This is a genomic window from Mesorhizobium sp. B2-1-3, from assembly GCF_006442495.1.
In the GTDB taxonomy this organism is placed as follows: domain Bacteria; phylum Pseudomonadota; class Alphaproteobacteria; order Rhizobiales; family Rhizobiaceae; genus Mesorhizobium.
In genome coordinates this window covers 183767-193852 of record NZ_VFWL01000011.1, presented here as the reverse complement: position 1 = coordinate 193852, position 10086 = coordinate 183767, and the positions used below count along the sequence as shown (strand labels likewise).

Below are 10086 nucleotides of genomic sequence, written 5' to 3'. Positions count from 1 at the left end.
ATCGCCATGGAAGAGAAGCTGCGCTTCGCCATCCGTGAAGGCGGCCGCACCGTCGGTGCCGGCATCGTCGTCACCATCAAAGAGTAATTTGGACTTAAACCGATCTGTCGCGGGCGCGGGTGCCCGCGCCGCGCCAGAACAAGGAAGTGACGCATGAACGGACAGAATATCCGCATCCGCCTGAAGGCGTTTGATCACCGGGTGCTCGACGCCTCGACGCGCGAAATCGTGTCGACGGCCAAGCGCACCGGTGCCAACGTCCGCGGCCCCATTCCGCTGCCGACGCGGATCGAAAAGTTCACGGTCAACCGGTCGCCTCACGTCGACAAGAAGAGCCGCGAGCAGTTCGAGATGCGCACGCACAAGCGTCTGCTCGATATCGTCGATCCGACCCCGCAGACCGTCGATGCTTTGATGAAGCTCGATCTGGCCGCCGGTGTCGACGTCGAGATCAAGCTCTAAGGGAATGAGAGCGCGGTAAGGGGCGGTGCCCCTGGCCCGGAACTCTAAAGGAATTGAACCGATGCGTTCAGGTGTGATTGCAAAGAAGGTGGGAATGACCCGCATCTACAACGATGCCGGGGAACATGTTCCCGTCACCGTTCTCCAGATGGAGAACTGCCAGGTCGTGGCGCAGCGCACGCAGGAGAAGAATGGCTACACCGCCGTTCAGCTCGGCGTTGGCCTTGCCAAGGTGAAGAACACGTCGAAGGCGATGCGCGGCCATTTCGCGACCGCTTCCGTCGAGCCGAAGGCCAAACTTGCCGAGTTCCGCGTCTCCGCCGACAACATGATCGATGTCGGCGCCGAGATCACCGTCGAGCATTTCGTCGCCGGCCAGAAGGTCGACGTCACCGGCACGACGATCGGCAAGGGTTTCCAGGGCGTCATCAAGCGCCACCACATGGGTGGTGGCCGCGCGACCCACGGTAACTCGGTCTCGCACCGCACGCACGGCTCGACCGGCCAGCGCCAGGACCCCGGCAAGGTGTTCAAGGGCAAGAAGATGGCCGGCCACATGGGCGACACGCGCGTCACCACGCAGAACGTCGAGATCGTCTCGACCGATGCCGACCGCGGCCTGATCCTGATCCGCGGCGCGGTTCCCGGGTCGAAGGGTGCGTGGATCCTGGTTCGCGACGCCGCCAAGGTGGCGCTTCCGGCCAATGCGCCGAAGCCCGCCGCGATCCGCCCAGTTGCTGCCGGTATGGGCACGAAGAATGAGGCTCCGGCCACAGAGGGAGCGGAATAATGGATCTCAAGATCACAACGCTGGGCGGCAAGGACGCCGGCAAGGTGAAACTCTCCGAGGAGATTTTCGGCCTTGATCCGCGCGAGGACATTTTGCAGCGCGTCGTGCGCTGGCAGCTCGCCAAGAAGCAGCAGGGCACGCACAAGGCCAAGGGCCGCGCCGAGATCGCGCGCACCGGCGCCAAGATGTACAAACAGAAGGGTACGGGCCGCGCCCGTCACCATTCGGCACGCGCTCCGCAGTTCCGCGGCGGCGGCAAGGCTCACGGCCCGGTCGTTCGCAGCCACGAGCACGAGCTGCCGAAGAAGGTCCGCGCGCTCGGCCTCAAGCATGCTCTCTCGGCCAAGGCCAAGAGCGCGTCGATCATCGTCATCGACGAGCTGAAGCTGACCGAGGCAAAGACCAAGGCGCTGATCGCGAATTTCGCGACGCTGGGCCTGACGAACGCCCTGGTGATTGGTGGCGCCGAGCTCGACCGGAACTTCAAGCTGGCCGCGACCAACATCCCGAACATCGACGTGCTGCCCATCCAGGGCATCAACGTCTACGACATTCTGCGCCGCGGCACGCTGGTCCTTTCGAAGGCCGCCGTCGAGGCTCTCGAGGAGCGCTTTAAATGACCGACCTTCGTCACTACGACGTAATCGTCAGCCCGGCGATCACCGAAAAGTCGACCATGGCTTCCGAGCAGAACCAGGTCGTCTTCAACGTCGCCAAGAAGGCGTCGAAGCCGGAAATCAAGGCCGCCGTCGAAGCGCTGTTCGGCGTCAAGGTGATGGCCGTGAACACGCTTGTCCGCAAGGGCAAGATCAAGCGCTTCCGCGGCACGATCGGCCGCCAGAGCGACGTCAAGAAGGCGGTAGTGACGCTGGCCGACGGCCAGTCGATCGACGTCGCGACGGGTCTCTGAGCAAGGCCGCGAGGACAGGACAATGGCACTTAAAAAATTCAACCCGATAACGCCGAGCACCCGTCAGCTAGTCATCGTCGACCGCTCGGGCCTCTACAAGGGCAAGCCCGTCAAGGGTCTGACCGAGGGCCTGACCAAGTCGGGCGGCCGTAACAATTACGGCCGCATCACTGCACGCTTCATCGGCGGCGGTCACAAGCGTTCGTACCGCATCATCGATTTCAAGCGCCGCAAGTTCGACGTCGTCGGCACGGTCGAGCGCATTGAATACGATCCGAACCGCACCGCCTTCATCGCGCTGATCAAGTATGACGATGGCGAGCTGTCCTACATCATCGCTCCGCAGCGCCTTGCCGCAGGCGACAAGATCGTGGCTGGCGAAGCGGTCGACGTGAAGCCGGGCAATGCGATGCCGCTGGCCTCGATGCCGGTCGGCACGATCGTCCACAACATCGAGCTGAAGCCGGGCAAGGGCGCCCAGGTCGCCCGTTCGGCTGGCGGTTACGCCCAGCTCGTCGGCCGCGACCAGGGCATGGCGATCCTGCGCCTCAACTCGGGCGAGCAGCGTGTCGTTCACGGCTCCTGCATGGCTACCGTCGGTGCCGTGTCCAACCCGGACCACGGCAACATCAACGACGGCAAGGCCGGCCGCACGGTTTGGCGTGGCAAGCGCCCGCACAATCGCGGCGTGACCATGAACCCGGTCGACCACCCGCATGGCGGTGGTGAAGGCCGCACCTCCGGTGGCCGCCATCCGGTCTCGCCGTGGGGCAAGCCGACCAAGGGCAAGAAGACGCGGTCCAACAAGGCGACCGACAAGTTCATCCTGCGCTCGCGCCATCAGCGCAAGAGCTAAGAAGAGGTAACGCCAAGTGACTCGTTCTATTTGGAAAGGCCCCTTCATCGACGGCTACCTTCTCAAGAAGGTGGACAAGGTTCGTGAAGGTGGTCGCAATGAGGTGATCAAGATGTGGAGCCGTCGCTCCACCATCCTGCCGCAGTTCGTCGGCTTCACCTTCGGTGTCTACAACGGCCAGAAGCATGTTCCCGTCTCGGTGAACGAGGACATGGTCGGTCACAAGTTCGGTGAATTCGCTCCGACGCGGACCTATTACGGTCACGGCGCGGATAAGAAGGCGAAGAGGAAATAATCATGGGCAAGGCCAAAGCTCCGCGCAGGCTTGCTGACAACGAAGCGCGCGCCGTACTGCGCACGATCCGTATCAGCCCGCAGAAGCTGAACCTGGTTGCCGCGCTGATCCGCGGCAAGAAGGTCGCGACAGCGCTTTCCGACCTGGAATTCTCGGCCAAGCGGATTTCCGGCACGGTCAAGAAGACGCTGGAATCGGCGATCGCCAACGCGGAAAACAACCACGACCTCGACGTCGATGCGCTGATCGTGGCGGAAGCCTATGTCGGCAAGTCGATCGTCATGAAGCGGTTCCATGCCCGGGGCCGTGGTCGCGCCAGCCGTATCGAGAAGCCGTTCTCGCACCTCACGATCGTCGTTCGTGAAGTCGAAGAAAAAGGGGAGGCCGCATAATGGGCCAGAAAGTCAATCCGATCGGTCTTCGCCTCGGCATCAACCGCACCTGGGATTCGCGCTGGTTCGCGAACACCGGCGAGTACGGCAAGCTGCTGCATGAGGACATCAAGATCCGCAAGTACCTCGAGAAGGAGCTCAAGCAGGCTGCCATCTCGAAGGTCGTGATCGAGCGTCCGCACAAAAAGTGCCGCGTCACCATCCATGCCGCGCGCCCGGGTCTGATCATCGGCAAGAAGGGCGCCGACATCGAGAAGCTTCGCAAGAAGCTGATGGAGATGACCAAGTCCGAGACGCACCTCAACATCGTGGAAGTGCGCAAGCCGGAAATCGACGCGACCCTGGTCGCCCAGTCGATCGCCCAGCAGCTCGAGCGCCGCATCGCGTTCCGCCGCGCCATGAAGCGTGCCGTGCAGTCGGCGATGCGCCTCGGTGCCGAAGGCATCCGCATCAACTGCTCGGGCCGTCTCGGCGGCGCCGAAATCGCGCGCATGGAATGGTACCGCGAAGGCCGCGTGCCGCTGCACACGCTGCGCGCCGATGTCGACTACGGCACGGCCGAGGCGAATACGGCGTACGGCATCTGCGGCGTCAAGGTGTGGGTGTTCAAGGGCGAGATCCTCGAGCACGACCCGATGGCTTCGGAGCGCCGCGCGACCGAGGGCGATCATGCGCATGGCGGTGGTGGTGGTGATCGCGAACGCGGTCGTCGTCGCGAAAACGCCTGAGACATTTAGGAATTTGGAGTTAGAACGATGCTGCAGCCAAAGCGCACAAAGTTCCGCAAGCAGTTCAAGGGCCGTATCCACGGTACCGCCAAGGGCGGGACCAACCTGGATTTCGGTGGTTTCGGGCTGAAGGCGCTTGAGCCGAACCGCGTCACCGCGCGCGAGATCGAAGCGGCCCGCCGCGCGATCACCCGCGAGATGAAGCGCGCCGGCCGTGTCTGGATCCGTATTTTCCCGGATCTGCCGGTCACCTCGAAGCCGACCGAAGTCCGCATGGGCAAGGGCAAGGGCGCGGTCGACTACTGGGCGGCGCGCGTCAAGCCGGGCCGGATCATGTTCGAGATCGACGGCGTCAACGAAGAAACCGCCCGTGAGGCACTGCGTCTCGGCGCGGCCAAGCTCTCGGTCAGGACGCGCTTCGTACAGCGCATCGCAGAATAAGGACGGGCTGATCATGAAAGCCGAAGACATCCGGACCAAGACCCAGGACCAGCTGACCGACGACCTGGCCAGCCTGAAGAAAGAGCAGTTCAACCTGCGCTTCCAGAAGGCGACCGGCCAGCTCGAAAAGACCGCGCGCGTGAGGCAGGTCCGCAAGGACATTGCGCGTATCAAGACCATCGCTGCGGAAAAGTCCGCGGCTAAGAAGGCTTAAGGACGAAAACCATGCCAAAGCGCATTCTGCAGGGCACCGTCGTCAGCGACAAGAACGAGAAGACGGTTGTCGTCAAGGTCGAACGGCGCTTCACGCATCCCGTGATGAAGAAGACCGTGCGCATGACCAAGAAGTACAAGGCGCACGACGAGAACAACGCCCACAAGGTTGGCGATCAGGTGTTCATCCAGGAATCGAAGCCGATTTCCAAGGACAAGCGCTGGATCGTCGTGTCTTCGGACCAAGCCTGATCTCTGGGCGTAAACAAACGAATTTTGGACAGACCGGGGAGGGGTGAAGAACCCGTCCCGTTAGAAAAGAAGAAGGCGGCCAGTCATGATTCAGATGCAAACAAACCTCGACGTCGCGGATAATTCCGGCGCCCGTCGTGTCATGTGCATCAAGGTGCTGGGCGGCTCGAAGCGGAAATACGCTTCCGTAGGCGACATCATCGTGGTGTCGATCAAGGAAGCCATCCCGCGCGGCCGCGTGAAGAAGGGCGATGTGATGAAAGCGGTCGTGGTTCGCACGGCCAAGGACATCCGCCGCCCGGACGGCAGCGTGATCCGTTTCGACAAGAACGCGGCCGTTCTCGTCGACAACAAGAAAGAGCCGATCGGCACGCGTATCTTCGGACCGGTTCCGCGCGAACTCCGCGCCAAGAACCACATGAAGATCATCTCGCTCGCGCCTGAAGTGCTGTAAGGAGCCGGACCAATGCAGAAGATTAGAAAAGGCGACAAGGTCGTCGTGCTGGCTGGCAAGGACAAGGGCCGTTCGGGCGAAGTCCTGTCGGTTCAGCCGAAGGACGACACCGCGCTGGTGCGCGGCGTCAACATGATCCGTCGTCACCAGAAGCAGTCCCAGTCCCAAGAGGGCGGGATCATCACCAAGGAAGCGCCGATCCAGCTGTCGAACATCGCGCTGGCCGACCCCAAGGATGGCAAGCCGACCCGCGTCGGCTTCATCTTCCAGAAGGACGGCAAGAAGGTGCGCGTCGCCAAGCGCTCGGGAGAAGTCATCAATGGCTAAGGCTCAAACCAAGCAGGCGACTGCCCAGAACACGCCGCGCCTCAAGCAGGTCTACAACGAGACCATCCGCAAGGCCTTGCAGGAGCAGTTCGGCTACGACAACGAGATGCAGGTTCCGCGCATCGACAAGATCGTGCTGAACATGGGCGTTGGCGAAGCGACCGGCGATTCGAAGAAGCCTTCGATCGCGGCCGAGGATCTGGCGATGATCGCCGGCCAGAAGGCCGTCGTCACCCGCGCCCGCAATTCGATCGCAGGCTTCAAGGTCCGCGAGAAGATGCCGATCGGCGCCAAGGTCACGCTGCGCAAGGAACGCATGTACGAGTTCCTCGACCGCCTCGTGAACATCGCGCTGCCGCGCGTCCGCGACTTCCGCGGACTGAATCCGAAGAGCTTCGATGGCCGTGGCAACTACGCCATGGGCATCAAGGAACACATCGTGTTCCCGGAGATCAACTACGACAAGGTTGATCAGATCTGGGGCATGGACGTCATCGTTTGTACGACTGCGAAGACGGACGACGAAGCCAGGGCACTGCTCAAGGCCTTCAACTTCCCCTTCCGCCAGTAACGGCAGCGAGAAAAGGAAAAATCTGAAATGGCAAAGACCAGCTCAGTCGAGAAGAACAACAGGCGCCGCAAGCTTGCCGACCAGTACGGTCCCAAGCGCGCTGCCCTGAAGGCGATCATCATGGACCAGTCCAAGCCGATGGAGGAGCGCTTCCGCGCTCAGCTCAAGCTTGCCGCCATGCCGCGCAACTCGGCCAAGATCCGCATCCGCAACCGCTGCGAAGTCACCGGCCGTCCGCGTGCCTACTATCGCAAGCTCAAAGTATCGCGCATCGCGCTTCGTGATCTCGGCAATAACGGCCAGATCCCGGGCCTGGTCAAGTCGAGCTGGTAAGGAGGACATAACATGTCATTGAGCGATCCTCTCGGCGATATGCTGACCCGCATCCGCAACGCCTATGGCCGCAAGAAGTCGAGCGTGTCGACGCCGGCCTCGCGTCTGCGCACCCGCGTCCTCGACGTGCTGAAGGCTGAAGGCTATATCCGCGACTACAGCCAGACCGATTTCGACAACGGCAAGTCCGAAATCGAGATCGAGCTGAAGTATTTCGACGGAGCGCCGGTGGTGCGCGAAATCGCCCGCGTCTCGAAGCCGGGCCGCCGCGTTTACGTTTCGGCCAAGTCGATCCCGCATGTCGCCAACGGCCTCGGTATCGCCATCCTTTCGACGCCGAAGGGCGTGATGGCCGACCACGAAGCGCGCGAACAGAACGTCGGTGGCGAGATCCTCTGCCAGATCTTCTGATCCGGCAGCGTGATCCCGAAAAAAATGGAATCCGGTCTTCGGATCGTCCCGAAGACAGAGACCTGAAACAAGAGAAGTGACGAGGACAACAAAATGTCTCGTATTGGAAAGAAACCCGTTTCGCTGCCGCAGGGCGTGACCGCGACCGTCAACGGCCAGACCGTGACGGCGAAGGGCCCCAAGGGCGAGCTGAAGTTCGTGGTCAACGACGAAGTGCTGGTCAAGATGGAAGGCAGCGAGATCGCTGTCGAGCCGCGCGACCAGTCCAAGACCGCCCGCTCCAAGTGGGGCATGTCGCGCACGCAGATCGTCAACATCCTGCAGGGCGTCAAGGACGGCTTCGAGAAGAAGCTCGAGATCACCGGCGTCGGCTATCGCGCCGCCTTGCAGGGCAAGAACCTGCAGCTGGCGCTCGGCTTCAGCCACGACGTCGTCTACGAGACGCCGCAAGGCATCACCATCACCGTGCCGAAGCCGACCGAAATCACCGTGGCCGGCATCGACAAGCAGCAGGTCGGCCAGGTGGCTGCGGAAATCCGCGAATACCGTGGTCCCGAGCCCTACAAGGGCAAGGGCGTCCGCTACGCAGGCGAGAAGATCGTCCGCAAGGAAGGCAAGAAGAAGTAGTGGGTTTGGCCCCGGGAAGGTGCAGACTTTTCGGAAGGGGCCAAGCCAGGAAGTGTAACGCCGCGGGGAGCGGTCGCGGGAGGCGCTTTCGCCTACCGCACAGGGCGGCCCCCGTTTTCTGAAGGCAAGGAAGACCATCATGGGTACCAAGGAAGCCACTCAGCGCCGCGCGCAGCGCGTCCGCCGCCAGATCAAGAAGGTCGCCGGCGAGCGTCCGCGCCTGTCGGTTCACCGCACGTCGAAGAACATCTACGTCCAGGTCATCGACGACGCCAAGGGCCACACCATCGCTGCCGCCTCGACCCTCGAGAAGGACCTCAAGGGTTCGCTCAAGACCGGCGCAGATACCGCTGCCGCTGCCGCGATTGGCAAGCTGATCGCCGAGCGTGCCGCCAAGGCGGGAGTCAAGGAAGTCGTCTTCGACCGCGGCCCGTACATCTATCACGGCCGCGTCAAGGCGCTGGCCGAGGCGGCTCGTGAAGGCGGCTTGAGCTTCTAAGCCTGATCCGGACCGAAAGTCGGCAGAAAGTTGCAGACTTTTCGAAACGGATCATGCAAGGGAGTGATGATTTTCACCGTCGGCGACCCGCAATGAGGCGTCGGCATTCAGCAACCCGTGCTTCCGGAAAAGAACAAGGAACAGGATATGGCACAGGAACGTAGGGATGGCGGCCGCGGCCGCGATCGTGAAGAACGCGATGACGGCATGGTCGACAAGCTCGTCCACATCAACCGTGTCGCCAAGGTCGTCAAGGGCGGCCGCCGCTTCGGTTTTGCAGCACTCGTCGTCGTCGGCGACCAGAAGGGCCGCGTCGGCTTCGGTCACGGCAAGGCGCGCGAAGTGCCGGAAGCCATCCGCAAGGCAACCGAATCGGCCAAGCGCGACATGATCTTCGTGCCGCTGCGCTCGGGCCGCACGCTGCACCACGATGTCGAGGGACGCTGGGGCGCCGGCCGTGTTCTCCTGCGCGCCGCCAAGCAAGGTACCGGCATCATCGCCGGCGGCCCGATGCGTGCCGTCTTCGAGACGCTCGGCATGCATGACGTGGTCGCCAAGTCGATGGGTTCGTCGAACCCTTACAACATGGTTCGCGCCACTTTCGACGCGCTGAAGAGCCAGATGCATCCCAAGGATGTGGCTGCCGCGCGCGGCATCAAGTATTCGACCCTTCAGGCCCGCCGCGGCACCGCCGTCGCGGCTGAAGAATAGTCGATCTGACCAGGGATTTTGACCATGGCCAAGAAAGCAACCAAGACCATCACCGTTGAGCAGATCGGTTCGCCGATCCGCCGCCCGAAGGAACAGCGCGCGACGCTGGTCGGCCTCGGCCTCAACAAGATGCACAAGCAGCGCACGCTGGAAGATACGCCTTCCGTGCGCGGCATGATCGCTGCCGTCCAGCATCTCGTCCGCGTCGTGGACGAGGGCTGAGCACAGGCGCAGGAGAAGCAAGATGAAACTCAACGATCTGCGTGACAAGGACGGCGCGACGCATTCGAAGAAGCGTCTCGGCCGCGGCATCGGCTCCGGTTCCGGCAAGACTGCCGGTCGCGGCGTCAAGGGCCAGAAGGCGCGCTCCGGCGTCGCCGTCAACGGCTTCGAGGGTGGCCAGATGCCGCTCTATCGGCGCCTGCCGAAGCGTGGCTTCAACAACATCTTCGCCAAGAGCTTCACCGTCGTCTCGCTGGCCCGTATCCAGGCCGCTGTAGACGCCAAGAAGCTCGATGCGAAGGCGACCGTGACGGCCGAGGCGCTGGTAGCCGCCGGCGTCATCCGTCGCGTGAAGGACGGCGTGCGCGTGCTGTCGGACGGCGATCTCAAGGCGAAGCTCGCCTTTGACGTCGCCGGGGCCTCCAAGGCCGCGATCGAGAAGATCGAAAAGGCCGGCGGTTCGGTCAAGCTGCCGCAAGAGGCGGCCGCCGAGTAACAGCAATTTGAAGCGCGCTCGGCAAGGCCGGATCCGGTTTTGCTTTCGATCGCGCTTCGACCTGTTCAATATGGCGGCCGCGTCAACGCGGCCGCT

Annotated in this window: 21 protein-coding genes and 1 pseudogene; all 22 read left to right on the top strand. The window is 62.6% G+C overall.

All coding sequences use genetic code 11. From position 1 onward, the window contains the following. Nucleotides 1–87, top strand: a pseudogene (locus FJ973_RS19725) (elongation factor Tu); the annotation flags it as partial. A gap of 66 nt (nt 88–153) precedes the next feature. Beyond that, nucleotides 154–462: a 30S ribosomal protein S10 gene (rpsJ, locus tag FJ973_RS19720; RefSeq protein WP_006205468.1), complete on the top strand. Its 309-nt coding sequence runs from the start codon at nt 154–156 to the stop codon at nt 460–462. Nucleotides 463–523: 61 nt separating this feature from the next. After that, complete coding sequence (gene rplC, locus FJ973_RS19715; RefSeq protein ID WP_140501257.1) at nt 524–1252, top strand: 50S ribosomal protein L3; 729 nt, start codon at nt 524–526, stop codon at nt 1250–1252. Then, nucleotides 1252–1872 (top strand): 50S ribosomal protein L4, encoded by a 621-nt coding sequence (gene rplD, locus FJ973_RS19710; RefSeq protein ID WP_140501259.1) that lies wholly within the window; start codon nt 1252–1254, stop codon nt 1870–1872. Before rplC ends, rplD begins: the two co-directional genes overlap by 1 nt. Next, nucleotides 1869–2162: a 50S ribosomal protein L23 gene (locus FJ973_RS19705; RefSeq protein WP_006205465.1), complete on the top strand. Its 294-nt coding sequence runs from the start codon at nt 1869–1871 to the stop codon at nt 2160–2162. Before rplD ends, FJ973_RS19705 begins: the two co-directional genes overlap by 4 nt. Before the next feature lie 22 nt (nt 2163–2184). Next, the gene (rplB, locus tag FJ973_RS19700; protein WP_140501261.1) at nt 2185–3018 is read left to right on the top strand and encodes a 50S ribosomal protein L2; all 834 of its coding nucleotides are present in this window, start codon (nt 2185–2187) and stop codon (nt 3016–3018) included. 16 nt (nt 3019–3034) lie between these two features. Next, the gene (gene rpsS, locus FJ973_RS19695; protein ID WP_006205463.1) at nt 3035–3313 is read left to right on the top strand and encodes a 30S ribosomal protein S19; all 279 of its coding nucleotides are present in this window, start codon (nt 3035–3037) and stop codon (nt 3311–3313) included. A gap of 2 nt (nt 3314–3315) precedes the next feature. Beyond that, nucleotides 3316–3705, top strand: coding sequence for a 50S ribosomal protein L22 (gene rplV, locus FJ973_RS19690; RefSeq protein ID WP_006205462.1), 390 nt, complete (start codon nt 3316–3318; stop codon nt 3703–3705). Further along, the gene (gene rpsC / locus FJ973_RS19685) at nt 3705–4433 is read left to right on the top strand and encodes a 30S ribosomal protein S3 (protein ID WP_140501263.1); all 729 of its coding nucleotides are present in this window, start codon (nt 3705–3707) and stop codon (nt 4431–4433) included. Before rplV ends, rpsC begins: the two co-directional genes overlap by 1 nt. Before the next feature lie 27 nt (nt 4434–4460). After that, a complete protein-coding gene (gene rplP, locus FJ973_RS19680; protein ID WP_027026963.1) occupies nt 4461–4874 on the top strand; it encodes a 50S ribosomal protein L16 in 414 nt (137 codons plus the stop codon). A 13-nt stretch (nt 4875–4887) separates the two neighbouring features. Beyond that, nucleotides 4888–5088 carry a 50S ribosomal protein L29 gene (gene rpmC / locus FJ973_RS19675; RefSeq protein ID WP_006205459.1) on the top strand — a complete coding sequence of 67 codons (201 nt, stop codon included), beginning with the start codon at nt 4888–4890 and terminating at the stop codon, nt 5086–5088. An 11-nt stretch (nt 5089–5099) separates the two neighbouring features. Then, on the top strand, nt 5100–5339 hold the full coding sequence (gene rpsQ, locus FJ973_RS19670) for a 30S ribosomal protein S17 (protein WP_010909280.1): 240 nt from the start codon (nt 5100–5102) through the stop codon (nt 5337–5339). Between the two features lie 85 nt (nt 5340–5424). Next, nucleotides 5425–5793: a 50S ribosomal protein L14 gene (rplN, locus tag FJ973_RS19665; protein ID WP_006205457.1), complete on the top strand. Its 369-nt coding sequence runs from the start codon at nt 5425–5427 to the stop codon at nt 5791–5793. Nucleotides 5794–5805: 12 nt separating this feature from the next. Then, entirely contained in the window at nt 5806–6120 is a 315-nt protein-coding gene (gene rplX / locus FJ973_RS19660; RefSeq protein WP_006205456.1) for a 50S ribosomal protein L24, read from the top strand. After that, complete coding sequence (rplE, locus tag FJ973_RS19655) at nt 6113–6691, top strand: 50S ribosomal protein L5 (protein WP_023717521.1); 579 nt, start codon at nt 6113–6115, stop codon at nt 6689–6691. The genes rplX and rplE overlap by 8 nt, the downstream gene beginning before the upstream one ends. Nucleotides 6692–6718: 27 nt before the next feature. Further along, nucleotides 6719–7024, top strand: coding sequence for a 30S ribosomal protein S14 (gene rpsN / locus FJ973_RS19650; RefSeq protein ID WP_013895695.1), 306 nt, complete (start codon nt 6719–6721; stop codon nt 7022–7024). A gap of 12 nt (nt 7025–7036) precedes the next feature. Beyond that, nucleotides 7037–7435, top strand: coding sequence for a 30S ribosomal protein S8 (gene rpsH, locus FJ973_RS19645; protein ID WP_006205453.1), 399 nt, complete (start codon nt 7037–7039; stop codon nt 7433–7435). A 93-nt stretch (nt 7436–7528) separates the two neighbouring features. After that, nucleotides 7529–8062, top strand: a complete 534-nt coding sequence (rplF, locus tag FJ973_RS19640; protein ID WP_140501269.1) for a 50S ribosomal protein L6 — start codon at nt 7529–7531, stop codon at nt 8060–8062. A 139-nt stretch (nt 8063–8201) separates the two neighbouring features. Then, nucleotides 8202–8561: a 50S ribosomal protein L18 gene (gene rplR, locus FJ973_RS19635; RefSeq protein ID WP_140501271.1), complete on the top strand. Its 360-nt coding sequence runs from the start codon at nt 8202–8204 to the stop codon at nt 8559–8561. 147 nt (nt 8562–8708) lie between these two features. Continuing rightward, nucleotides 8709–9272: a 30S ribosomal protein S5 gene (rpsE, locus tag FJ973_RS19630; RefSeq protein ID WP_006333394.1), complete on the top strand. Its 564-nt coding sequence runs from the start codon at nt 8709–8711 to the stop codon at nt 9270–9272. A gap of 24 nt (nt 9273–9296) precedes the next feature. After that, nucleotides 9297–9494: a 50S ribosomal protein L30 gene (rpmD, locus tag FJ973_RS19625; RefSeq protein WP_006205449.1), complete on the top strand. Its 198-nt coding sequence runs from the start codon at nt 9297–9299 to the stop codon at nt 9492–9494. A gap of 22 nt (nt 9495–9516) precedes the next feature. Next, entirely contained in the window at nt 9517–9990 is a 474-nt protein-coding gene (rplO, locus tag FJ973_RS19620; protein WP_140501273.1) for a 50S ribosomal protein L15, read from the top strand. Nucleotides 9991–10086 lie beyond the last annotated feature (96 nt).

Bases quoted from the DNA above. Each gene is read 5' to 3' on its own strand.
- rplP (WP_027026963.1), top strand. From the start codon at position 4,461: ATGCTGCAGCCAAAGCGCACAAAGTTCCGCAAGCAGTTCAAGGGCCGT.
- rpsN (WP_013895695.1), top strand. From the start codon at position 6,719: ATGGCAAAGACCAGCTCAGTCGAGAAGAACAACAGGCGCCGCAAGCTT.
- rpsC (WP_140501263.1), top strand. From the start codon at position 3,705: ATGGGCCAGAAAGTCAATCCGATCGGTCTTCGCCTCGGCATCAACCGC.
- rpsJ (WP_006205468.1), top strand. From the start codon at position 154: ATGAACGGACAGAATATCCGCATCCGCCTGAAGGCGTTTGATCACCGG.
- rplC (WP_140501257.1), top strand. From the start codon at position 524: ATGCGTTCAGGTGTGATTGCAAAGAAGGTGGGAATGACCCGCATCTAC.
- rplF (WP_140501269.1), top strand. From the start codon at position 7,529: ATGTCTCGTATTGGAAAGAAACCCGTTTCGCTGCCGCAGGGCGTGACC.
- rplD (WP_140501259.1), top strand. From the start codon at position 1,252: ATGGATCTCAAGATCACAACGCTGGGCGGCAAGGACGCCGGCAAGGTG.
- rplR (WP_140501271.1), top strand. From the start codon at position 8,202: ATGGGTACCAAGGAAGCCACTCAGCGCCGCGCGCAGCGCGTCCGCCGC.
- rpmC (WP_006205459.1), top strand. From the start codon at position 4,888: ATGAAAGCCGAAGACATCCGGACCAAGACCCAGGACCAGCTGACCGAC.
- rpmD (WP_006205449.1), top strand. From the start codon at position 9,297: ATGGCCAAGAAAGCAACCAAGACCATCACCGTTGAGCAGATCGGTTCG.
- rpsE (WP_006333394.1), top strand. From the start codon at position 8,709: ATGGCACAGGAACGTAGGGATGGCGGCCGCGGCCGCGATCGTGAAGAA.
- rplV (WP_006205462.1), top strand. From the start codon at position 3,316: ATGGGCAAGGCCAAAGCTCCGCGCAGGCTTGCTGACAACGAAGCGCGC.
- rplN (WP_006205457.1), top strand. From the start codon at position 5,425: ATGATTCAGATGCAAACAAACCTCGACGTCGCGGATAATTCCGGCGCC.
- rpsH (WP_006205453.1), top strand. From the start codon at position 7,037: ATGTCATTGAGCGATCCTCTCGGCGATATGCTGACCCGCATCCGCAAC.
- rplX (WP_006205456.1), top strand. From the start codon at position 5,806: ATGCAGAAGATTAGAAAAGGCGACAAGGTCGTCGTGCTGGCTGGCAAG.
- rplO (WP_140501273.1), top strand. From the start codon at position 9,517: ATGAAACTCAACGATCTGCGTGACAAGGACGGCGCGACGCATTCGAAG.
- rplB (WP_140501261.1), top strand. From the start codon at position 2,185: ATGGCACTTAAAAAATTCAACCCGATAACGCCGAGCACCCGTCAGCTA.
- FJ973_RS19705 (WP_006205465.1), top strand. From the start codon at position 1,869: ATGACCGACCTTCGTCACTACGACGTAATCGTCAGCCCGGCGATCACC.
- rplE (WP_023717521.1), top strand. From the start codon at position 6,113: ATGGCTAAGGCTCAAACCAAGCAGGCGACTGCCCAGAACACGCCGCGC.
- rpsQ (WP_010909280.1), top strand. From the start codon at position 5,100: ATGCCAAAGCGCATTCTGCAGGGCACCGTCGTCAGCGACAAGAACGAG.